The following is a 21,520-nucleotide window of genomic DNA, read 5'->3' on the forward strand; positions in this document are numbered from 1 at the left end:
TGGCCTTCAGGCTTCTATAGACTGTGCCCCACGTTTTGATCCTTCATGCCGCTGGCCGCGACATGATTTAGCCGCAGGTGCCCAAATGGGGGCCGCGGCCTGTTCTGAGGAGTACGCATGGCTGTCTACAACTACGACGTAGTGGTACTGGGTTCCGGCCCGGCGGGAGAAGGTGCGGCAATGAACGCCGCAAAAGCGGGACGCAAAGTGGCGATGGTCGATAGCCGGCGCCAGGTGGGCGGCAACTGCACGCACTTGGGCACTATCCCTTCCAAAGCCTTGCGTCACTCGGTTCGCCAGATCATGCAGTTCAACACCAACCCGATGTTCCGGGCCATTGGTGAGCCGCGCTGGTTCTCGTTTCCGGACGTACTGAAAAGCGCCGAAAAAGTCATCTCCAAACAAGTGGCATCGCGTACCGGCTTCTATGCGCGCAATCGCGTAGACCTGTTCTTCGGTACCGGCAGCTTCACCGATGAGCAAACCATTGAAGTGGTGTGCAGCAACGGTGTCGTCGAAACCCTGATGGCCAAGCAAATCATTATCGCCACCGGCTCGCGTCCGTATCGCCCGGCCGATATCGATTTCTCTCACTCGCGTATCTACGATAGCGACACCATTCTCAGCCTGGGACATACCCCGCGTAAGCTGATTGTTTACGGCGCCGGGGTGATCGGCTGCGAATACGCGTCGATCTTCAGCGGTCTGGGGGTATTGATCGAGCTGGTGGACAACCGTGAGCAATTGCTCAGTTTCCTCGACTCCGAGATCTCGCAGGCGCTGAGCTACCACTTCAGCAACAACAACATCACGGTTCGCCACAACGAAGAATACGAGCGGGTTGAAGGCGTCGAAAACGGCGTGATTCTGCACCTCAAGTCCGGCAAAAAGATCAAGGCAGATGCCTTGCTCTGGTGCAACGGGCGTACCGGCAACACCGATCAGCTGGGTCTGGAAAACATCGGGATCAAGGTCAATGGCCGCGGCCAGATCAGTGTCGATGAAAACTATCGCACCACAGTGCCCAATATCTATGGTGCCGGTGACGTGATTGGCTGGCCAAGCCTGGCCAGTGCTGCCCATGACCAGGGCCGCTCCGCCGCTGGCAGTATTGTGGATAACGGCAGCTGGCGTTTCGTGAACGACGTGCCAACCGGTATTTACACGATTCCGGAGATCAGCTCGATCGGCAAGAACGAGCAGGAGCTGACCCAGGCCAAAGTGCCGTATGAAGTGGGCAAGGCGTTCTTCAAGAGCATGGCGCGGGCACAGATTGCCGGCGAGCCCCAGGGCATGCTGAAAATCCTGTTCCACCGTGAAACCCTGCAAGTGCTGGGCGTTCACTGCTTTGGCTACCAGGCATCCGAGATCGTGCACATCGGTCAGGCGATCATGAACCAGCCGGGCGAGCTCAATACCCTGAAGTATTTCGTCAATACCACGTTCAACTACCCGACCATGGCCGAAGCCTATCGGGTAGCCGCTTACGATGGCCTTAACCGGCTTTTTTGAGCGGCTCCGGCCGGTGGCCTGAGCCGGCCGGGGAGACCGATTTCAGCTTTTCCCGAGGGTGGCAGTGGCCAAACCGGGAAAGTCTGTAATCAGGCTATCTACGCCGAAGTCGGCGAGCCTGCGCATTAGTGCAGGCTCGTTGACCGTCCACACCGATACATGCAAACCCTGCTGTTGTGCTTTCTCAAGGCGCTCGGGGGTGCATAGCGTCCAGTTCAGCGCCAGCATGTCACAGCCATAACCTTGCGCGACCTTGATCGGGTCGAGCCAGGCGTATTCGGCTACCAGTCCGCGGGACAGGTCCGGGGTCAGCTCCAGCGCGGCCTTGAGCACCTCACGGGAGCTTGAGGTGACGGTGACCTTGTCCATGATGCCGTGGCGCACCGCCATTTCACGAATGGCCAGTACCGTGCTTGCAGCCCGGGTGCGGGATGCGCTTTTGACTTCCAGCTGCCAGTGCTCGAAGTTGCATTTCTCGAACAGCTCTTCAAGACGCGGGATCGGGCATGGCTGCATCCAGCCGGGGCCGCCTTTGCGCGCGTCATAGGTCGCCAGATCCGCTGCGGTATGTTCACTGACCTTGCCGCGGCGGTCGGTGGTGCGCTTGAGGGTCGAGTCGTGGATCACCATCAGCTCGCCGTCTTTGGACAGGTGCAGATCAAGTTCGCAGCGACGTACGCCGTGTTTGAGACATTGCTCAAAGCTGGCAAGAGTGTTTTCAGGTGCTTCGCCTTTGGCGCCGCGATGGCCGTAAATCAGAGTCACAATTGCTCCTTGGTAGGTAGCGCCTGAGTATTCATTCGGGCGCGGATTCGTGTTGTTCGCGGGCCAGGCGGCGTGCCTGTGCCTGTTTTTGCAAAATGTGGCGCGCTAACAACTGACGTTGGGTGTCGTTAAGGGATTCAAATTCGGTGTCGATGCTGTAGCCGCCGTCCTGCGCCAGGCATCGCACGACGCGGGCCCGCAGCAGCAGCCCAAGGGCTTGTGGCATCAGTACCAGTTTGACTGCAAGGTGGCTGTCGGTCGGGTAGGGGTGCGGGTGATGAAACTCGATTCCGCCTTCGGACAGCGTCACCGGCTGTAGCTCGCCGATTTGGCCCAGCACGGTTTGCGCCACGATCTGGCTCAGCAGATCGACGCGTTTGTTAAGGGTTTTCAGGTAGCTGGAAACAGTGCGGTCGCGCTCGCTGATCTGGCGCAGCAGGTGCTGGGACTCGAATTCGCTAAGGTGCAGCTCACTGAGTAAATTGAACAGTGGAGACGCATCTTGCAACACTTCGCTGGTAGCGGCTTCGGAGGCCCTTAGCGGGGTTATTTCCAGTGCGATCAGATCTTCGATACGGTAGTATTCGCGGCGATCTGCGTCATTTAATGTCGACATGGCGAACCCGTGATGGCGGCTGTGGTCTGAGTGTAAAGCTGCTTATCAGGCCCCGCCACAAGGACGTCTTCTTTTCCCTCGAACAAGCCCCGACATGTTCAGACCTCTCTTCGTATTTATCGGCACGCGTTATACCCGTGCAAAGCGCCGCAATCATTTTGTGTCGTTCATTTCTCTGACTTCAATGATCGGACTCGCCCTCGGCGTGGTCGTAATGATTGTGGTGCTCTCGGTGATGAACGGCTTCGATCATGAGATGCGCACCCGCGTGCTGGGCATGGTGCCCCACGCGACCATCGTTGGTGATCAACCGATCAGCGACTGGCAAAGCCTGGCCGCCAAAGTCCGGCAGAACCCCAAGGTGGAGGCGGTAGCGCCGTTCACCCAGATGCAGGGGCTGCTGACCCATGACGGCAATGTGCAGAAAGTAATGCTCAATGCCATCGATCCGGTGCAGGAACGCAAGGTTTCGATCATTGACAAGTTCATGCTCGAAGGACAGCTCGACTCGCTGACCCCGGGCAGCTTCGGCATCATCATTGGTGACAAGGCGGCCAGGAAGCTCGGGGTTGCCATCGGTGACAAGCTGACCTTTGTTGCGCCGGAAGTCACCGTAACCCCGGCCGGGATGTTTCCACGCATGAAGCGTTTCACCGTGCAGGGCATTTTCCATGTCGGCGCGGGTGAAATTGACGGCTACCTGGGCGTGACCAACCTGCAGGATCTGGCCCGTTTGCAACGCTGGAAGCCTGATCAGGTACAGGGGTTGCGTCTCAAGTTTGACGATCTGTTCCAGGCGCCGCGTACGGCATGGGAAATCGCCCAGCAGCTGGGCGAGAGCCAGTATTACGCCCGCGACTGGACCCGCACCCATGGCAATCTGTATCAGGCAATCCGCATGGAAAAAGCCATGATCGGTTTGCTGTTGCTGCTGATTGTCGCCGTGGCCGCCTTCAACATCATTTCCACCCTGGTGATGGTGGTCAATGACAAGAAAGGCGACATCGCGATTTTGCGCACCCTGGGCGCCACGCCCGGCACCATCATGGCCATCTTTATGGTCCAGGGCACCGTTATCGGTGTGGTCGGGACCGCCATCGGCGCCGTGCTCGGCATGTTGGCGGCACTCAATGTGAGTGCTGCGATCTCGGCCCTTGAAGGCTTGATCGGGCACAAGTTTCTCAACGCCGACGTGTACTTTATCGACTACCTGCCGTCGCAATTGCAGGCGCAGGATGTGTTGATGGTGTGTGGCGCGGCATTGGTTCTGAGTTTCCTCGCGACCTTGTACCCGGCCTGGCGTGCTGCGCGCACCCAGCCTGCGCAGGCGCTTCGTTATGAGTGAGTTGGGCATGAAAGAACAAGCAGTGTTGAGTTGCCGCGACCTGGGCAAGAGCTACGAGGAAGGCCCGGAGTCGGTGGTGGTGTTGTCCGGCCTGCAGCTGGAGCTGCACCCGGGCGAGCGCGTGGCGATTGTCGGGACCTCGGGTTCGGGCAAAAGTACCTTGCTCAATTTGCTCGGCGGCCTCGATACCCCGTCTTCGGGCAGCGTGTGGCTGGCAGGCGAAGAGCTGTCGGCACTGGGCGAAAAGGCCCGCGGCCTGTTGCGTAATCGCTCGCTGGGCTTCGTTTACCAGTTTCACCACCTGCTGGCCGAATTCACCGCGCTGGAAAACGTCTGCATGCCATTGCTGATCGGTAAAACCCCGATCCCCGAGGCGCGTGAGCGTGCAACTGCGTTGCTGACCCGGGTTGGCCTGGGCCATCGCCTGGAGCACAAGCCGGCAGAACTGTCGGGTGGCGAGCGCCAGCGCGTGGCGATTGCCCGTGCACTGGTGAACAACCCGGGGCTGGTGATGCTCGACGAGCCCACCGGCAACCTCGATTCGCACACCGCCCAGGGCATTCAGGACTTGATGCTGGAGCTCAGCACCTCGATGCGCACAGCGTTCCTGGTGGTGACCCATGACATGAACCTGGCCCGCCAGATGGATCGCGTATTGCACCTTCAGGAAGGTCGTCTGAGCGCGATGTAATCGCCAAGCCCGGCGCCGTATTCCGGCGCCGGGTCTTTTATTTTTATACGGTGCCCGCGAATGTTCAGACCGTTATCGATTTTTATCGGCACGCGCTATACCCGTGCCAAGCGCCGCAACCGATTTGTTTCGTTTATCTCCATGACTTCGATGATCGGTCTCGCCCTGGGCGTACTGGCGATGATTGTGGTGTTGTCTGTGATGAACGGTTTTCAGCGTGAAATGAGCAACCGCATTCTCGGTATGGTGCCCCACGCGACCATCGTCGGCGTAAAGCCCATTGATGACTGGCGCCCGGTGGCCGAAGCGGCGATGAAGAATCCCGAGGTCACGGCCGCTGTGCCGTTTACCGAGATGGATGGCATGTTGTCCTACAAGGGCTCGATGCAGCCGATTCAGGTCAGCGGGGTTGATCCGGCGCTGGAAGGTCAGGTTTCGATCGTTGCCCAGCACATCGTGCAGGGCCGGCTAGAAGACCTGAAGCCCGGCGAGTTTGGCGTGGTGCTGGGTGACATTACCGCACGACGGTTTCGCCTGGGTATCGGTGACAGAATCACCTTGATCGTCCCCGAGGCCAGCACCGCACCGGGGGGAATTACCCCGCGCCTGCAGCGCTTGAATGTGGTCGGTATCTTCAAGGTCGGGGCCGAGCTGGATGGCTCCATGGGCCTGATCCACGTTGCCGATGCCGCTGCCATGCAGCACTGGCAGCCGAATCAGGTGCAAAGCGTGCGCCTGGCGGTCAAGGATCTGTACGCGGCGCCCCAGGTGTCGAAGCAGGTGGCGGCCAGCCTGGGCGACGGCTACCGGGCGGATGACTGGACCCACACCCAGGGCAGCCTGTTCAGCGCCATGAAGATGGAAAAAACCATGATCGGCCTGTTGTTGCTGATGATTGTGGCCGTGGCTGCGTTCAACATCATCGCCACCTTGATCATGGTGGTGAACGACAAGGGGGCCGACATCGCCATCTTGCGCACCATCGGCGCCACGCCGCGTCAGATCATGGCCATTTTCATGGTCCAGGGCACGGTGATCGGTATTGTCGGTACCTTGATTGGCGGCGTGCTGGGGGTGATTGCGGCGCTGAATGTCAGCGAGCTGGTGGGCTGGATGGAACGGGTTTCCGGGCAGCACATATTCAGCTCCGACGTGTACTTCGTCAGCAACCTGCCATCAGAGCTGCAAGGTGGCGATGTGGCGTTGATCTGCGGTGCAGGCTTTTTGCTGAGTTTTCTGGCGACGCTGTACCCTGCGTATCGCGCGGCGAAAATCCAGCCGGCCCACGCGCTGCGCTACTCCTGACCGCCCTTAGCCTGACCTGTAGGAGCGAGCTCTTTCTGCGTATTGAAAAGCTCGCGAGACAAGCTCGCTCCTACAGTACATACGGCCGCTCAATTTCTAGCACGTATCGCGCGACGGAAATCCAGCTGGCCCACGCGCTACTCCTGACCGCCCTTGACCTGACCTGTAGGAGCGAGCTTGTCTCGCGAGCTCTTCCTGAGTGCTGAAAAGCTCGCTCCTACAGGAGGCTTCAGGTGCTCCCGGCCTTGATAGTGGGCAGTTCAAGCACAAACCGTGTCACGCCTTCCTGGGCTTCACACCTGATCTGCCCGCCATGGGCGCGAATGATTGACTGGGTGATGGCCAGCCCCAGCCCCGCATGCTCGCTGCTGCCTTCGCGCCGTGCCGGATCGGCCCGGTAGAAGCGATCAAACAGGCGTGGCAGCAACTCGGCAGCGATCCCAGCTCCGGTGTTTTCGATGCTGATGCGCACGTGGCTCGCCGTTTCTTCGATTAGCACCTTGATGGCTCCACCCCCCGGCGTGTAACGCAAGGCGTTATCCAGCAGGTTGGACAGCGCGCGGCGCAACATGCTGCGATCGCCTGCAATCTGTCCGTCACCTTCGCGGGTCAAGGCTATTTGCGAGTCTTCGGCCAGTAGTGCGTAAAACTCCAGTAAAGCGTCCACCTCGCGGCCCAGATCCAGCGGCTCGCGGCGCGGAGTGAGCAGGCCATGGTCAGCCTTGGCCAGATACAGCATGTCGTTGACCAGTTGTGCCATCCACTGCAGTTCTTCGAGGTTGCTGTGCAGGGCCTCGCGGTACTCATCGATGCCCCGGGGCCGGGTCAGGGTGACCTGGGTATGGGTCAGCAGGTTCGACAGCGGGGTCCGCAGTTCATGGGCAATATCGGCAGAGAACGCAGACAGTCGCTGAAATGAATCATCCAGCCGTTCCAGCATGGCGTTGAAGGCGCTGGCCAGTTCTGCCAGCTCGGCGGGCATCTGCTGCTGGTGCAGCCGTGCGTTGAGGGAGTCGGCCGAGACGCTGGCTGCAATCGCGCTCATGCGCCGCAACGGGCGCAGGCCGCTACGGGCAGCCCAGGCCCCCAGAATGGCGGTAGCCAGCGCCGAGAGGCCGACCGTCATCCAGATCAGGTGCTGCATGCGCTGCAGGAAGTGTTGATGGTGGGTGATGTCCAGCAGCAGTGTCAGGCGCGGTGCGTTTTGTGTGTCAGGAATGGGGTTCAGAACCCGGTAATCAATGCCGTTGATTTGCAGGCTGCCAAGGCCGGGGCGCACAGCAAGCTGTTCCGGCAAACTTGGCGCGCTGTCAAACCACAGGTGCCCGTCCGGGCCGCGCACCCGCACCGTCAGGTCTGGTTGCTGGTTGAGGTGCAGGAGCAGGGCGGGCAGGCGCCGGGTGAAACTTTCCAGGGTGTCGGCGCCTTGCAGGGTGTCGCGCAGCACGGTGAGGCGGCTTTCCATCAGCTGTTGGTCGAGTTCGACGAAATGTACCTCGCTGGCGCGCCCGAACAGCACCCCGGCAAACAGTGAAACCACCGCCGTGCAGCCGGCAAACAGCAGGGCCAGGCGGCTGCTCAGGGACAGGCGACGGATCACGGAGCACGCTCTTCCAGCACATAACCCATGCCGCGCACGGTGTGGATCAGTTTGTGTTCATGGCTGTCATCGATTTTCAGGCGCAGGCGGCGTATCGCGACTTCGATAACGTTGGTGTCGCTGTCGAAATTCATGTCCCACACTTGTGAGGCGATCAGGGACTTGGGCAGTACTTCTCCCTGGCGTCGCATCAGCAATTCCAGCAGGGCGAACTCTTTGGCGGTGAGGTCGATGCGCTGGCCATTGCGCTCAACCCGGCGCCGGATCAGGTCCAGGCGCAGGTCGGCCAGTTGCAGGTGGGTCTCTTGCGTGGTGCTGCTGCCGCGGCGCAGCAAGCTGCGCACCCGGGCCAGCAACTCGGAAAAGGCGAAGGGCTTGACCAGATAATCGTCTGCCCCCAGTTCCAGGCCGTGCACGCGGTCTTCGACGGCGTCGCGGGCGGTCAGGAACAGCACCGGCATGTCCAGCCCCGCACTGCGCACCGCTTGCAGTATTTGCCAGCCGTCACGGCCCGGGAGCATTACATCGAGAATCAGCAATGAGTAATCGCCGGTCAGGGCCAGGTGCTGGCCGGTGATGCCGTCAGCGGCCAGTTCGGTGGTAAACCCGGCTTCGCTCAAGCCCTGGCGCAGGTACTGGCCGGTTTTGGCCTGGTCTTCGACTATCAGCAATTTCATCGGTGGCTCATCACAAAAATATCCTCAGCCTTATACATTGGCCTTGGGCAGGCAGGGGCAAGCTGACAAAGTTGTAATCTTACGGTCAGTTGAATGCCAGCGGCGCAGTTCTAAAGTCGTTGAAAATTTGTACATTCCCGGGAGTCAGTATGACTGCGCGTAACCGTTTGGCCCTCGCGGGTTGTTTATTGATGTTGAGCGTGCCGGTGCTGGCAGCGCCTGCCGGCCATTTTGATTTTGGTCAGCCGGCCCCGGCCGCCAGTGCCACGCGCACCGTGCAAGTGGATATGACCGATATTGCCTTCACTCCCACAACACTGGACGTGAAAGCAGGGGAGACCGTGCGTTTTGTACTGGTCAATAAAGGGCAGTTGTTGCACGAATTCAACCTGGGCAATGCAGCCATGCACGGGGCGCACCAGAAAGAAATGCTCGCAATGCAGCAAAGCGGCATGCTCACGCCGACCGGGATGAGTCACGCCGGCATGGACCACGGCGCCATGGGCATGCAGCACGACGACCCCAACAGTGTGTTGGTCGGGCCGGGTAAAACTGCCGAGCTGACCTGGACCTTCAGTCGCGCCGACAACCTGGAGTTTGCCTGCAATGTGCCCGGTCACTACCAGGCCGGAATGGTCGGCAAGGTCAAAGTTGAGCCTTAATCAGCCCTGATCGTCTGCTGGCGCTGAAAGCCTGGCGTAAACCCGATAGAATTGCCGGGTTTTTCTAGCCAGGTTTTTGTCATGCATCCCGCAGCCGAACATTCGCCGCTGGGCAAGTCCAGTGAATACATCAGTACCTACACCCCGTCCTTGCTGTTCCCTATCCCGCGTGCGGCGAAATGGGCCGAGCTGGGGCTCAGCGCCGAGACCCTGCCGTATGTCGGGGTGGACTTCTGGAATTGCTTCGAGCTCTCATGGTTGTTGCCGTCAGGCAAGCCGGTGGTGGCCATTGGCGAGTTCTGCTTTGCCGCCGATTCGCCGAACATCGTCGAGTCCAAGTCTTTCAAGCTGTACCTGAACTCGCTCAATCAGAGCGTTTTCGCCGATACACCAAGCCTGGTGCAGACGTTGCAGGCAGATTTGTCAGCCGCATCCGGCAAGCCCGTCGGCGTGCGCGTGCGTAGCCTGGATGAGGTTCAGGCAGATGGCACAGGGGTTTTGCCCGGTCTGTGTATCGATGATCTGGACATCAGTGTCAGCGATTACCAGCAGCCGCGACCTGAATTGCTCAAGTGCGATGAGACGCGGGTGATCGAAGAAAGCGTCTACAGCCACCTGCTCAAATCCAACTGCCCGGTCACCAGTCAGCCTGACTGGGGCACAGTGGTGGTGGAGTACCGTGGAGCGGCACTGGATCACGCCAGTTTGCTGGCGTATCTGGTGAGCTTCCGTCAGCACTCGGATTTCCATGAGCAATGCGTGGAGCGGATTTTTCTCGACCTGCAGCGTTTGCTCAAGCCGGAAAAATTGACCGTGTATGCGCGCTATGTGCGTCGTGGCGGGCTGGATATCAACCCGTACCGCAGTACCGAAGCGGTCGAATTCCAGAACCTGCGGCTGGTACGTCAGTAAAGTCCTGTGACCCTGCAGGGGCGAGCTTTTGATCTTTTAAAAGATCGCGAGGCAAGCTCGCTCCTGCAGCGGGAGTATCAGGCCTGGTTCAGCGCCCTGGCCTGTTCCAGCACCGCTTCAACATGGCCCGGCACTTTCACGCCGCGCCATTCGTGACGCAACACGCCGTTCTTGTCGATCAGGAATGTGCTGCGGTCCACGCCCAGGTATTCCTTGCCGTACAGCTTCTTCAGCTTGATCACGTCAAACAGCTGGCACAGGGCTTCGTCCTTGTCGCTCAGCAATTCGAACGGAAAACCCTGCTTGGCCTTGAAGTTCTCATGGGACTTGAGGCTGTCGCGCGACACGCCAAACACTTCGGTGTTGGCCGCCTGGAATTCGGCGTAGTGGTCACGAAAGCCCTGGCCTTCAGTGGTGCAGCCCGGCGTGCTGTCCTTGGGGTAAAAGTAAATCACCACCTGCTTGCCCTTGAGTGCCGCCAGACTGACGGTTTGCTCACTGGTAGCCGGGATCTGGAAGTCGCCTACGGGTTGGTCAATTGCAACGGCCATGGGGGGAGCTTCCTTACATTGGGTTTTGTGGGCGCCAGGGTTCGATCAGCGCATCGAGGTTCAGCGCGTCGGCGAAGTCCAGGAACTGATCGCGCAACCAGCTGATCTGGATACCGGCCGGCAAGGTCACGGTGAAAGTTGCGTTGAGCATGGTGCCGCCGGTTTGCGGCGCCTGATAGGTGTCGCAGGTCAGGTTTTCAAGTTCGACGTTGTGGTCCATGAAGAACTGGCACAGCTCGTTGATGATGTCCGAGCGGTAGGCCGAGCTGACATAGGCCACGTACGGCAGCGCCTGCGGGCGGGTCTCAAGGGCGGCACTGCGCACCACATTGACGCTGAACGCGTGTTTTTTGGCCAGTGCGGGCAAGCCGGCTTCAAGGCGGGCCAGGGCATCCCAGCTGCCAGTGATTTCCAGAACCAGTGCGCTGCATTCGCCGTGGCGAGTGAGGCGGGAGGTCACGACGGCGCAGCGATTTTCATGGCTGGCGCGGCACAGGACGTTAGTCAGCTCCATTGGGTTGGCGCCAAGGGCACTGATGACAAGGAATTGTTCGCGGACTGTGGGGGTGGACATGCAACCTTCCTAAAGCGATGAGCGGTCAGTACGGTGGATGAATGCGTCGCGACTAGCAGGCTCTCAACAAATGCCTGAACCCTGCCAATACGCCGTCGTAGACAGTCTGCAGGCTCTGCAAACCGCTCCTGGCGGTGTTTGGGGCGGGCTTTTGGCGCTGGATAAAGACCTGTGAAACAGCCTTGCGCACTCATCAGTACCAATCAAAGGCTGAAGGGTAGCGAAAAGCAGCGCCAAGGGGAATGCTCATCGGGCGCGCTGTTGCTTGTGCAAGGGTCATGGCGCCAGTACCATTACGGCTCTCTTTTTCCGGCAGGAGCGGTTGCATGATTGCGGGCAGTATGGTGGCACTGGTCACACCTATGGATGCACAAGGCCGTCTGGACTGGGACGCACTGCGCAAACTGGTGGACTTTCACCTGCAAGAGGGCACCAACGCCATTGTTGCCGTTGGCACTACAGGTGAATCGGCAACGCTCGATGTGAACGAACACATTGAAGTGATTCGTCACGTGGTCAAACAGGTGGCAGGACGTATCCCGGTCATTGCCGGCACGGGCGCCAACTCGACGCGTGAAGCGATCGAGCTGACCACCAATGCCAAGGCTGCCGGCGCCGATGCGTGCCTGCTGGTCACACCGTATTACAACAAGCCGACCCAGGAAGGGCTGTACCAGCACTTCAAGGCCATCGCCGAAGCGGTCGACATCCCGCAGATCCTCTACAACGTGCCGGGCCGTACCGCCTGCGACATGCTGCCGGCCACGGTTGTGCGCCTGTCGAGCGTGCCGAACATCATCGGCATCAAGGAAGCCACCGGCGACCTGTCGCGCGTCACTGCCATCCTGGCCGGTGTCAGCGATGACTTCCTGGTGTACTCCGGTGATGACGCCACCGCAGTCGAGCTGATCCTGCTCGGCGGCAAGGGCAATATCTCGGTGACCGCCAACGTCGCCCCGCGTGCCATGAGCGAACTGTGCGCCGCTGCGATGCGTGGTGACGCCGTCACCGCCCGCGCGATTCACGAAAAGCTGATGCCGCTCAATAAAACCCTGTTTATCGAATCCAACCCTATCCCCGTGAAATGGGCGCTGCATGAAATGGGCTTGATGCCGGACGGTATCCGTCTGCCGCTCACCTGGCTCAGCGCACCCTGCCACGAACCGCTGCGTCAGGCCCTGCGCCAGTCCGGTGTTTTGGTTTAATTGAGGAAGCATTACGCATGAAGCGATTGGCCGGACTTTCCGCACTAGCCGTGATTATTTCGAGCACCAGCGGCTGCGGTTGGCTGTGGGGTCCAGACGGGTACTTCCGGGACCGTGGCAGCGACTATCTGGAGGCGCAACAAACCGCTCCAATGAAACTGCCGCCAGGTGTAGTGACTGACAAGCGCCTTGTGCCGCTGTTGCCGATCCCGAGCAACGTGCCCGATGACACCGTCAAGGGCGAGTTCGAGGTTCCGCGGCCATTGCCGCTGGCGACAGTTGCCGGTGCCAGCGACTACACCCTGCAAAGAAGCGGCGACAGCCGTTGGGTGATGGCGCAGCACGTACCGTCAGAAGTCTGGCCGGTAGCGATGCAGTTCTTCCAGGACAACGGCTTCCGTATCGATGAGCAGCGCCCGCAAACCGGCGAGTTCACCACCACCTGGCAGCGCGCTGACGAACTGTCCGCGCCAATGGCTCGCCACCTCGGCACCAGTGGCCTGGCAGCTGACAGCGAAACCCGCGTGCGTGTCCGTATCGAGCCGGGCGTACAGCGCAACACCAGCGAAATTTATGTGGTGAGCGCCAATCGTCCAGCCGGCAGCACCGCCAACGTCGATTTCGGCCAGCGTTCGGTCAATACCGGCCTGGACGCGGCACTGGTGGACGAAATGCTCATCAGCATGAGCCGCAGCGCCGAGAAGGGCGGTTCGGTTTCGTTGCTCGCAGCACGTGATTTTGACACCCCGACCCGCGTCAGCCTGAGCGAAGACGGCAGTGGCAACCCGGTATTGAGCCTGACCGAAGACCTCGATCGTGCTTGGTCCGGCGTAGGTCGCGCACTTGAACAGGGCGAGTGGCGGGTTGAAGATATCAACCGCACCTTGGGCCTGTACTACATCAACCTGGCCGAAAAAGCCGAGAAGAAGGACGAGAAACCCGGTTTCTTCTCCAGCCTTTTCGGCAGCAAACCGGCCAAGGAAGAAGTGGAAGCCCGCGCCCAGCGCTATCAGGTTCGCCTGAGCAAGGTCGGGGACAGCGTGCAGGTGACTGTCGAAGAAAACATCAACAAGGTTGCACCGCCAGAAGTGGCGCGCAAAGTGTTGGGCGTTATTCAAGACAACCTGGGCTGATCCTGTGCGTTTTGCCGTTCTCGGTAGTGGTAGCCAAGGGAATGGCACGCTGGTAGCCAGCGACAGCACCTGTGTACTGGTGGATTGCGGTTTCTCGTTGCGGGAAACCGAACGCCGCCTGGTGCGTCTGGGTATCAGCCCGCACCAGCTGAGCGCGATTCTGGTCACCCACGAACATGCTGATCATGTGCATGGCGTGGGGATGCTGTCCCGGCGCTACAATGTGCCGGTGTACATGAGTCGTGGTACCCAGCGCGGGATGCGCAAGCCGCTTGAACCTGCCGGCTTCGTGGCAGGTGGCGAAACGTTGCAGATCGGTGCCTTGACCATCAGCGTGACCCTGGTTGCCCATGATGCCCAGGAACCCACCCAATACGTATTCAGTGACGGCAAGCGGCGTTTCGGCCTGCTGACCGACCTGGGTTCGTACTGCGATGGCGTACTGGACAGCTATCGCGGCCTGGACGCGTTGATGATCGAGGCCAACCATTGCCGCGACCTGCTCGCCCGTGGTCACTACCCCTGGTTTCTCAAACAACGGGTAGGTGGTCAGGAAGGACATTTGAACAACCACCAGGCCGCAAGCCTGGTGGCCGAGTTGGGCTGGAAACACCTGCAACACCTGGTACTGGCCCACCTCAGCAGCAAGAACAACCTGCCGCAGCTGGCCCGGCAATGTTTTGTCGACACCCTCGGGTGCGACCCGGACTGGCTGCAACTGGCCGATCAAGATTCAGGGCTCGACTGGCGCACAATCGCCTAGCCCACCTACTTAGCATGCGGAGCCCATCATGGAAAAACGTGAAGAACTCTATCGCGGTAAAGCGAAATCGGTTTACACAACTGACGACGCCAACCGCTTGATCCTGTTGTTTCGCAACGACACCTCAGCGTTCGACGGCAAGCGCATCGAACAGCTGGACCGCAAAGGCATGGTGAACAACAAGTTCAACGCCTTCATCATGCAGAAACTCGAAGAAGCCGGCGTGCCGACCCAATTCGACAAACTGCTGGGCGATAACGAATGCCTGGTGAAAAAACTCGACATGATCCCGGTCGAGTGCGTTGTGCGTAACTACGCGGCCGGCAGTCTGGTCAAGCGTCTGGGTGTGGAAGAGGGCATGAAGCTCAACCCTTACACCTTTGAGCTGTTCCTCAAGGACGACGCCAAGGGCGACCCGTTCATCAACGAATCCCACGTCGTGGCGTTCGGTTGGGGCACTGCCGAGCAACTGGTGCGCATGAAAGAACTGTCGCTCAAGGTCAACGAAGTGCTGAACAAGCTGTTCGATGACGCCGGCCTGCTGCTGGTGGACTTCAAGCTCGAGTTCGGCGTATTCCACGACGGCAGCATCGTGCTGGGTGACGAATTCAGCCCGGACGGCTGCCGTCTGTGGGACAAGGCCACCGGCAAGAAGATGGACAAGGACCGCTTCCGTCAGGGTCTGGGCGACGTGATCGAAGCCTACGAAGAAGTTGCACAGCGCCTCGGCGTCCCGCTTTAAGCGGTCATAAAGCGCCTGGAGGCGGGTTCGCGCAACCGCCTCTGCCAGAGCCTCACGCCGACAGCGCAAGCTGTCGGTTAGAGGCGCGGCGTACGCTAGGTACGCCGTCGCCTGGCAATGCAATCCAACCGCTGTTCCGGACACAAATCGCAACCGCAACCGCAATCACAAGCCAAAAGGCAGTGCAGGCTACTGGCGTATCATCCGCGCCAGGCACAGGCTGGTTTGCCTCCGTACTTCCTGTCGTGGAGCGCAGATCTTCAATGCGCATCAATCTGACGACCCGATATCTCTCTTCAGTGACTCGCCGAGCTCTGCTCTCAGGCGTCGAAGTCCTCCCCTTGCTGTGTCCTCCTGCGTTCGCATAAAGGCTGTCAGTCGATTCGTTGAGACGTGCTGCCCCATCAGCGATCTGCTGAGCGCAGGTATATCCTGCAATAACTCCTAGCTTCCCGCGATTTATCAAAACGCAGGTTTATTTTTACACCAGAAGAAGTATCAATACTTTTAGGTGGACTAAAGGCATTAGGAATATCAGGGGTATTAGGAGTATTCCGATATAACGATTAGGAATGTTTCGCTAAGGTTACCGCTCGTTGCGCGACATGCTTGGTTGGGCCGGTCGGGGCACGAATATTAAGTATTTTTAAGTAATCTAAGGCGTAATACGTCTCGGCTCGGAAGTCTCTATGTCCCTTTTCAAGAAAACTATTCTGACGCCCTTTGTACTTGCTGTCGGGGTATTGAGTGTTCAGGCCCATGCTGCACCGATCAATCATACGGTTCAGTTGTCTTCCTTCGTTCCGACAGCAGATTTTTATGTATTGCCAAGTGACAGCAGCTGGATCGGCGAGACTCAGGCGCTCTCTTACAATATAAACACTCAAGAAATGGCTTCATTGGTTAAAACATTTGACGCTGTTCATTCTGCAGGCTCAATCAGTGCACAGCTGTTGGCCCCGGCTTACTTGGCTGCGGGTGCCAATAATGTTGTTCTGGATGTCAAGTTCAACGGCAAGTCGTTGACCACTACCGCCCAGACGGTACTCACCGCAGCCGAAGCAGCTACTGTAAAAGTAGTGAATCTGGAAATTATACCGACCAGGCCGGCAACCGGCTATGAGTCGGGTAGCTATCTGGGCAATGTCCAATTGTCTTTTGATGCCGTCATCTAAGTTCAAGTTGTTGAGCATCGGTTGTATGGCTTGTTGCGCGATCACGTAATCGGTCAGTACCGGTGCGGGCAGTAAGCGACTGATTGACTCTCTCCGACATCGTGTGCAGCGCATGTCGGAGTTTTTTTTGCCGCTATAAGCAAGGTGTTACGGAGTGAGTCGGTATACTGATTTGTCATTGGCTATTGCCTTTGCAAGTGCTGCAAGTTTTTGCCAGGCTTCCATCGCAGCAACACCTAGTTATACCACTTTGCTGGTTCAGGCAGACGGGTTGCCTAAAGAGTTTCACGAGCATTTCTTTGACGTGCCATTAGCCGTACGGGTAATGCTTGATAATCAAGTTCTGGGTGAGGCCATGGTGGTTCTAAGCCGGGACGAGCGCATGACGCTTATCGAGTTTACGGATACCCGTGACAGCGACATTGGTCCGGCCGAACGTGAAGTCTGGCAACTGCTGTTACAGCAAGGTGTCGTACTGGGTCCCTGTGCAAGTCAGTGTGCAGAAGATCTGTTGGCTGTGCATTACAGCCTCAACAACTCAGAAGTCTCGATACTTACCGGCAAAACCGAGCGCAAAACCATCGAATCCGAACACTACGCCCAACCCCAGGGCGGTAGCAGGGGGTTGATGCTGAGTAATCAATTGAACCTGTCTGGCGGGCAGGGCCAGGATCTCGCTGCGCACCTGGGACTAGGGGCCGTCTCAAGCCTGGGCAACTGGACCCAGACTGTCAGAGGCCAGCTTAGCAAGATGGGGGGGGACGAAAACCAGCTGATGCACTCAGTGTACGAACTGCATAGCCAAAGGGAGTGGCGCGACAACTTTCTGCGCCTGGGGTACTTCACCCCGGAGTCGGTGGGTCTCAGCCGTCAGCCGCGTACATTTGGTAACAGCCCCGACACAACCCTGGGCGTCATGCTGGGCAGTTCCGACAGTCTGGCCAAAGGTGGACTGCAACCTTCTGTCTACCCGGTTTTTGTGACTGCCAATCGTGAAGCAACCGTAGAAATTTACCGTAATGGCGTTCTGATCAACAGTTAGCAAGTTGCGCCAGGTCTGCAGGCCCTTGATACGCGCCCTCTGCCAGGCGGCATCTACGATATTGAAGTCAGACTTATCGAAGACGGCATAGTCACCTCCACGAGCGATGAGTTGGTGTACAAGCCCAGCAATTGGAGCAATACCAACCAGCGCTGGCGCTATAACGTGTTTTTTGGTCGAGAGACCAGGCTGCTGAGCAACTGGGACAAGCAGGAAGATGGCGACACCACCGTCGGTACTGCGGTCAACTATCTTTTACACCCTCGGGCAGTGGTCGGTGTTTCGGCACGCCAGACCAAAGGGCAGAATCAACTCGGCACTTCTCTGGATCTCGGCCTGGCAAGCCGCACGAGTCTGTACACCAGTGTGTATCGCAGTCAGGACCACGGCACGGGAATGGAGGTGCAAGCGCTGCACAGTTACAGTTCAGGCAGTGTCGTTGCCAGCCACAATCGTAGCTGGCTGGACACGCGCAACACGTGGGAAACCCTCCTTGACGGCAGCCGGGTGCGTCAACGCTCCCCCTATAACGGCAACGTCAGCAATTCGGCGCTGAGTATCAGCCACCGCCTGCAAGGGCATAACAGTGTTAACGCCCGAATATCCCATAGCGAAGGCCAGATAAGCGGCATTAGCCTGGACCTGGGATGGATGCGTACGACTCAATTGTTCGCCAATGACATTAACTGGCGGTTCTCTGTATTTGACCGGGCTGCTGCTGTCAGTAGCGGCAAACAGCGTAATCGCGGTTTCGATCTGAGCTTCAACATGGCGCTTGGAGAAGCCAGCAAGCGTATGACCGCCAGTGTCGGCTCCCGCGCTTCGCGTAGCGGTGATACAGATCGCAATGCCTCCCTCGGCTATCAGCAAAACTTTGAAACGGGCGCGGTGCGCAGTATCCGCGGCTCCGTGCAGACCGACACTTATGGTGTCGGGCTGGCCGGCAGTGCGCAGTTTGAAGGTCGCTATGCCTCTGGCGATGTGCAAGTGCAGCGCTCGTCTTACAGCCGGGGAGTGTCGGGCAGCCTGAACCTGACGAGCAGCCTGGTAGTGGGGGCCGGCAACATTGCCTTGAGCGGCCAGCAGGCGGGCAATCAGGCCAGCATGATTATCGATGTGGAGTCGGATATTAACGATCTGGAGCTGCGGGCTGACGACCTGAGTGGCAGCGGTACGGTTCTGCGCCCGGGCCGCAACGTGATTCCTGTCAGTGCTTATCGCGACGGCGTAGTCCAGCTCGACTTCCTTGGCGTCGACGCGCCAGCGGCAACCATTCGGCCTGCCCGCGCCCGCTATCACTTGAACAAAGGCGGCGTGGCATACCAGCGCGTCAGCGTCATCAATACCCTGACCCTGTTAGGCCGTGTGGTAGATGCTGATGGCCTGCCACTGAAAGGACATCACGTAATCAACCACGCCAGCCGTGGCGTAACCGAGGTAGACGGGTTCTTCTCCATGGAGCTCAGTGCTGACACCCCGACCCTTGAAATCGTTCGTGGCGAGCGTGTGCTGTGCCGGTTTGATCTTGACCCCAAGGTTCTGAAGCTCGAAGGCGATGTTTTGATGGCTGGCGACCTGCGCTGTGTCGAGGACTCGATGGCCGGGAAACTGGCGCACAACTGACGCCAAAACCACTGGACCAGACCTCATAAATCCAAGGCCGCTGCCACAATCTGAAGCGGCTTCACATTCAAATGTTGAACGCCGGCGGTGACATTTTGTTTATCAAAGCGCTGATGGTCGCCGGCTTTTTACCGAGGATCTCCTTCGTGCACAAATTTTTATACCTGCTGGGCCTGGGCCTGTTTGCGTCGACGGTCCAGGCAGGGCTCAGTATCAACATCGGCACCATCTATGACTATATGGCCTCCGACAAGAGCTCGTATCTCAAGCGCATCAATAACGTCGGTGACAGCACGGCCTTTGTGCGAGTCAATATTTACGAAATGACCTTTGATGCCGACGGCAAGGCGACTGAAACCGCGCTGGACAACCAAGGGCCCTTGAGCGCAGAGCGCAAAGGTTTGGTGGCGAGCCCGGCGCGACTGATTATCCCTGGCAAGGGGATGCAAGGTACCCGGCTGCTCTATCTGGGGAATCGGGATGTCGAGCGTTACTATCGTGTGCGATTTGTTCCGGTCGTTCCTGAAAAGGAAGACCAGTTTGCGGTGCCCGAGGTGGAGCGCAAAGCCTATAAGGACTCGATGTCGGCCGGCGTTAATATACTGACCGGTTACGGCTCTGTGTTTTTCGTCAGGCCGGAAAATACCCGGTTCACTACCCGGGTCCACAACAGCGCTATTGAATACCGCGTTGAGAATGCGGGAAACAGCACCATAGAACTGGATGGGTTCAAAGACTGCTCGATGAGCCAGGCCACTGACTGCAAGGCCACCCGCAAGATTCATGTACGGCCCGGGAAATACTTTGCGTTCAACAAAGAACCCGGGCGAACATATTCGTATAACTTGATAGAGGGTGGTGCCTCGAAAAAAGTGGATGTGAAGCCATGAAGATGCTCGCGATAGCCAGGTTTTCCTGCGTGCTGGCGCTGGTGCTGAATTCCACTTTCAGTTGGGCAGAATCGATCGATATTACGGCAGTCTTCACCCCGGACCCAAGAAATCCGGGTAACACTAAATTCATTAATACAACACCCGACACGGGGCATTGTTTAAATATTGCATGTGCTGCCGGGCGTCATAGTCTTGCCCCGAAAATTAAAACCCTGCCCGCTGACATAAAGGCCAATGCCGCGGATTTGCGCCAGTCAGCCTTGTTTAAAATGCCAACAGAGATCAAGAATGTAACCATTGTATCTGCGGATGGCCAAACCCAGCAGCTGGGATTCCAGATAGTCGGGGCTGGAGCGCGCCTCCAGTTCAATAAAAGTGTTGGTGTCATAAGCGGGGGCGGGCACGCTGACATTTGGGTGGGGGGCTCGTGGTTGTATGCGGGTGCTGGAGGATGCTCGGGTACTGGCTATTCCAGGCTGTCGACTACCTTCTATAGCTTTTTCTGGGGCGTTGGCCCGCCAGCCAACTGCGGGAGAATATCCAGGTTTGATCTGGAAGATTTCCGCTACGAAAATTTCACTTTCATATATCAGCTCATCACCCCAAACCCTCTTTCAATGAAGTCAGGGGTATATCGGGGGCAACTTGATCTTTCGGTAGGTCCCGGAGGTGATTTGGACTTCGGTGACGTCATGTTGCCTGATGATGACCGCCTGACCTTGAATTTTATACTTGAAGTTTCTCATGTACTGCAGGTGGCATTTCCTGCGGGCTCGCAACATTTAGCATTGGTACCCCAAGGTGGTTGGCAGCAATGGTTGGAGCGTGGTCGGCGCCCGGATAAATTGTCGGCAGTGCAAAATTTTTCACTCTGGTCATCCATGCCATTCAAAATGCTGCTCCAGTGTCAATATTCCGTTGGTAATCAGTGCGCACTGGAAAATGAAGTGGGTCATCAAGTGGCGGTAGATACTCGCGTTACGTTGCCCCCGGGTTTTTCCACCCATCTGGCCGGGGGGGCTGTTAAAGACCTTCCACTGAGCAGCAGCACACCGACTGTCATTGATGTCACCCAGTACATGGATAACGCCAGGGGCAGTCTTGATTTTGCAATTGATCGCGACGGGGTGGAGAAGATGATCGTACATGCCGGGAGCCGGTACAAAGGCGATGTAACAGTGATCTGGGATGGTGACATCCCTTAGGTTCTGGCAAGGCTGCTGCCAGTAAAATCAACAAGGCGCGCTTCCATCAGGGGCTGGGCGACTTTATCCAGGCCCGTGAAGAAATTGGTGGCGCAGGGTTTTGAGCTCCAAAGGCGTGCAAGTAATTGATAGCAGGCATTTTTTTGAAATAAGGCTTTGCCAGAAAGATAAACCGCTGTTATGATGCGCGCCGTTGGAGAGATGCCAGAGTGGCCGAATGGGACGGATTCGAAATCCGTTGTACTGGCGACAGTACCTAGGGTTCGAATCCCTATCTCTCCGCCATTATTGAACAAGACGAAGCCCCTGAAATGGTCAAGCATTTCAGGGGCTTTTTCGTTGTGCCCGGGAATCGCCGGCAAGCCGGCTCCCACAGTAGGGGCAAGCGTGCTGGCGGTGCCTGAACCCAGCCCCTGGCCCTTATCTGTAGGAGCCAGCTTGCTGGCGATGGCAACACTGCGATCCGCCAAGCAACCCCGTGACCCCTGCGGTCAAACAGACAAACCCCGAACTGAACCCGCCCCTTATC

19 protein-coding genes, 1 tRNA gene and 1 pseudogene are annotated in these 21,520 nt (G+C 58.2%); 15 read left to right on the plus strand and 6 right to left on the minus strand.

The features are described from left to right. Nucleotides 1-117 precede the first annotated feature (117 nt). Nucleotides 118-1,512, plus strand: coding sequence for a Si-specific NAD(P)(+) transhydrogenase (sthA, locus tag JQ845_RS06475; protein ID WP_003446640.1), 1,395 nt, complete (start codon nt 118-120; stop codon nt 1,510-1,512). A gap of 42 nt (nt 1,513-1,554) precedes the next feature. On the opposite strand, the gene JQ845_RS06480 is transcribed toward sthA, so the two are convergent. Then, nucleotides 1,555-2,277 (minus strand): glycerophosphodiester phosphodiesterase, encoded by a 723-nt coding sequence (locus JQ845_RS06480; protein WP_003446642.1) that lies wholly within the window; start codon nt 2,275-2,277, stop codon nt 1,555-1,557. A gap of 31 nt (nt 2,278-2,308) precedes the next feature. Further along, entirely contained in the window at nt 2,309-2,893 is a 585-nt protein-coding gene (locus JQ845_RS06485) for a PilZ domain-containing protein (RefSeq protein ID WP_003446645.1), read from the minus strand. 94 nt (nt 2,894-2,987) lie between these two features. On the opposite strand from JQ845_RS06485, the gene JQ845_RS06490 reads away from it, so the two are divergent. The 3 genes from JQ845_RS06490 to JQ845_RS06500 are packed head-to-tail and all read left to right on the plus strand — an operon-like array spanning nt 2,988 to nt 6,234. Continuing rightward, on the plus strand, nt 2,988-4,238 hold the full coding sequence (locus tag JQ845_RS06490; RefSeq protein ID WP_003446647.1) for a lipoprotein-releasing ABC transporter permease subunit: 1,251 nt from the start codon (nt 2,988-2,990) through the stop codon (nt 4,236-4,238). Between the two features lie 7 nt (nt 4,239-4,245). Beyond that, nucleotides 4,246-4,929, plus strand: a complete 684-nt coding sequence (gene lolD, locus JQ845_RS06495) for a lipoprotein-releasing ABC transporter ATP-binding protein LolD (RefSeq protein ID WP_165439647.1) — start codon at nt 4,246-4,248, stop codon at nt 4,927-4,929. Nucleotides 4,930-4,989: 60 nt separating this feature from the next. Then, a complete protein-coding gene (locus JQ845_RS06500; protein ID WP_060781737.1) occupies nt 4,990-6,234 on the plus strand; it encodes a lipoprotein-releasing ABC transporter permease subunit in 1,245 nt (414 codons plus the stop codon). 229 nt (nt 6,235-6,463) lie between these two features. On the opposite strand, the gene JQ845_RS06505 is transcribed toward JQ845_RS06500, so the two are convergent. Together JQ845_RS06505 and JQ845_RS06510 are read right to left on the minus strand one after the other, a co-directional pair. Continuing rightward, nucleotides 6,464-7,831: a heavy metal sensor histidine kinase gene (locus tag JQ845_RS06505; protein ID WP_328823157.1), complete on the minus strand. Its 1,368-nt coding sequence runs from the start codon at nt 7,829-7,831 to the stop codon at nt 6,464-6,466. After that, nucleotides 7,831-8,511, minus strand: a complete 681-nt coding sequence (locus tag JQ845_RS06510) for a heavy metal response regulator transcription factor (protein WP_003446663.1) — start codon at nt 8,509-8,511, stop codon at nt 7,831-7,833. Before JQ845_RS06510 ends, JQ845_RS06505 begins: the two co-directional genes overlap by 1 nt. 149 nt (nt 8,512-8,660) lie before the next feature. Here JQ845_RS06510 and copI point away from each other — a divergent pair, with 149 nt between their 5' ends. Both copI and queF read left to right on the plus strand, forming a co-directional pair. Beyond that, nucleotides 8,661-9,173: a copper-resistant cuproprotein CopI gene (gene copI, locus JQ845_RS06515; RefSeq protein WP_203008778.1), complete on the plus strand. Its 513-nt coding sequence runs from the start codon at nt 8,661-8,663 to the stop codon at nt 9,171-9,173. A gap of 81 nt (nt 9,174-9,254) precedes the next feature. Next, nucleotides 9,255-10,085, plus strand: coding sequence for an NADPH-dependent 7-cyano-7-deazaguanine reductase QueF (queF, locus tag JQ845_RS06520; RefSeq protein WP_003446667.1), 831 nt, complete (start codon nt 9,255-9,257; stop codon nt 10,083-10,085). Between the two features lie 77 nt (nt 10,086-10,162). Here the strand turns inward: queF and JQ845_RS06525 are convergent, their stop codons facing one another. Beyond that, complete coding sequence (locus tag JQ845_RS06525) at nt 10,163-10,636, minus strand: peroxiredoxin (RefSeq protein ID WP_003446668.1); 474 nt, start codon at nt 10,634-10,636, stop codon at nt 10,163-10,165. A gap of 13 nt (nt 10,637-10,649) precedes the next feature. Beyond that, entirely contained in the window at nt 10,650-11,210 is a 561-nt protein-coding gene (locus JQ845_RS06530; protein WP_003446670.1) for a glycine cleavage system transcriptional repressor, read from the minus strand. Nucleotides 11,211-11,536: 326 nt separating this feature from the next. On the opposite strand from JQ845_RS06530, the gene dapA reads away from it, so the two are divergent. From dapA to JQ845_RS06575, 9 genes and pseudogenes are all read left to right on the plus strand, one after another. Further along, on the plus strand, nt 11,537-12,415 hold the full coding sequence (dapA, locus tag JQ845_RS06535; protein ID WP_003446672.1) for a 4-hydroxy-tetrahydrodipicolinate synthase: 879 nt from the start codon (nt 11,537-11,539) through the stop codon (nt 12,413-12,415). A 17-nt stretch (nt 12,416-12,432) separates the two neighbouring features. Beyond that, the gene (gene bamC / locus JQ845_RS06540) at nt 12,433-13,548 is read left to right on the plus strand and encodes an outer membrane protein assembly factor BamC (RefSeq protein WP_003446674.1); all 1,116 of its coding nucleotides are present in this window, start codon (nt 12,433-12,435) and stop codon (nt 13,546-13,548) included. Between the two features lie 4 nt (nt 13,549-13,552). Beyond that, nucleotides 13,553-14,311 (plus strand): MBL fold metallo-hydrolase, encoded by a 759-nt coding sequence (locus JQ845_RS06545; protein WP_003446676.1) that lies wholly within the window; start codon nt 13,553-13,555, stop codon nt 14,309-14,311. Between the two features lie 28 nt (nt 14,312-14,339). Then, the gene (gene purC, locus JQ845_RS06550; protein ID WP_003446678.1) at nt 14,340-15,053 is read left to right on the plus strand and encodes a phosphoribosylaminoimidazolesuccinocarboxamide synthase; all 714 of its coding nucleotides are present in this window, start codon (nt 14,340-14,342) and stop codon (nt 15,051-15,053) included. Nucleotides 15,054-15,742: 689 nt separating this feature from the next. Further along, the gene (locus tag JQ845_RS06555; protein WP_202210384.1) at nt 15,743-16,228 is read left to right on the plus strand and encodes a CS1 type fimbrial major subunit; all 486 of its coding nucleotides are present in this window, start codon (nt 15,743-15,745) and stop codon (nt 16,226-16,228) included. Nucleotides 16,229-16,382: 154 nt separating this feature from the next. Continuing rightward, nucleotides 16,383-18,893: pseudogene (locus tag JQ845_RS23240) on the plus strand (TcfC E-set like domain-containing protein). 146 nt (nt 18,894-19,039) lie between these two features. After that, nucleotides 19,040-19,783 carry a fimbrial biogenesis chaperone gene (locus tag JQ845_RS06565; RefSeq protein WP_203008906.1) on the plus strand — a complete coding sequence of 248 codons (744 nt, stop codon included), beginning with the start codon at nt 19,040-19,042 and terminating at the stop codon, nt 19,781-19,783. Then, nucleotides 19,780-20,991, plus strand: a complete 1,212-nt coding sequence (locus JQ845_RS06570) for a hypothetical protein (RefSeq protein WP_161720076.1) — start codon at nt 19,780-19,782, stop codon at nt 20,989-20,991. The genes JQ845_RS06565 and JQ845_RS06570 overlap by 4 nt, the downstream gene beginning before the upstream one ends. A 195-nt stretch (nt 20,992-21,186) precedes the next feature. Next, nucleotides 21,187-21,276: transfer RNA gene (locus tag JQ845_RS06575), tRNA-Ser, on the plus strand. Nucleotides 21,277-21,520 lie beyond the last annotated feature (244 nt).

It is taken from the genome of Pseudomonas paraversuta (assembly GCF_904063065.1).
In the GTDB taxonomy this organism is placed as follows: domain Bacteria; phylum Pseudomonadota; class Gammaproteobacteria; order Pseudomonadales; family Pseudomonadaceae; genus Aquipseudomonas; species Aquipseudomonas paraversuta.

Excerpts from the sequence above, each read along its gene's own strand:
- sthA (WP_003446640.1), top strand. The coding sequence starts at position 118 with ATGGCTGTCTACAACTACGACGTAGTGGTACTGGGTTCCGGCCCGGCG.
- JQ845_RS06485 (WP_003446645.1), bottom strand. The coding sequence starts at position 2,893 with ATGTCGACATTAAATGACGCAGATCGCCGCGAATACTACCGTATCGAA.
- JQ845_RS06490 (WP_003446647.1), top strand. The coding sequence starts at position 2,988 with ATGTTCAGACCTCTCTTCGTATTTATCGGCACGCGTTATACCCGTGCA.
- lolD (WP_165439647.1), top strand. The coding sequence starts at position 4,246 with ATGAAAGAACAAGCAGTGTTGAGTTGCCGCGACCTGGGCAAGAGCTAC.
- JQ845_RS06500 (WP_060781737.1), top strand. The coding sequence starts at position 4,990 with ATGTTCAGACCGTTATCGATTTTTATCGGCACGCGCTATACCCGTGCC.
- JQ845_RS06510 (WP_003446663.1), bottom strand. The coding sequence starts at position 8,511 with ATGAAATTGCTGATAGTCGAAGACCAGGCCAAAACCGGCCAGTACCTG.
- copI (WP_203008778.1), top strand. The coding sequence starts at position 8,661 with ATGACTGCGCGTAACCGTTTGGCCCTCGCGGGTTGTTTATTGATGTTG.
- queF (WP_003446667.1), top strand. The coding sequence starts at position 9,255 with ATGCATCCCGCAGCCGAACATTCGCCGCTGGGCAAGTCCAGTGAATAC.
- JQ845_RS06525 (WP_003446668.1), bottom strand. The coding sequence starts at position 10,636 with ATGGCCGTTGCAATTGACCAACCCGTAGGCGACTTCCAGATCCCGGCT.
- JQ845_RS06530 (WP_003446670.1), bottom strand. The coding sequence starts at position 11,210 with ATGTCCACCCCCACAGTCCGCGAACAATTCCTTGTCATCAGTGCCCTT.
- dapA (WP_003446672.1), top strand. The coding sequence starts at position 11,537 with ATGATTGCGGGCAGTATGGTGGCACTGGTCACACCTATGGATGCACAA.
- bamC (WP_003446674.1), top strand. The coding sequence starts at position 12,433 with ATGAAGCGATTGGCCGGACTTTCCGCACTAGCCGTGATTATTTCGAGC.
- purC (WP_003446678.1), top strand. The coding sequence starts at position 14,340 with ATGGAAAAACGTGAAGAACTCTATCGCGGTAAAGCGAAATCGGTTTAC.
- JQ845_RS06555 (WP_202210384.1), top strand. The coding sequence starts at position 15,743 with ATGTCCCTTTTCAAGAAAACTATTCTGACGCCCTTTGTACTTGCTGTC.
- JQ845_RS06570 (WP_161720076.1), top strand. The coding sequence starts at position 19,780 with ATGAAGATGCTCGCGATAGCCAGGTTTTCCTGCGTGCTGGCGCTGGTG.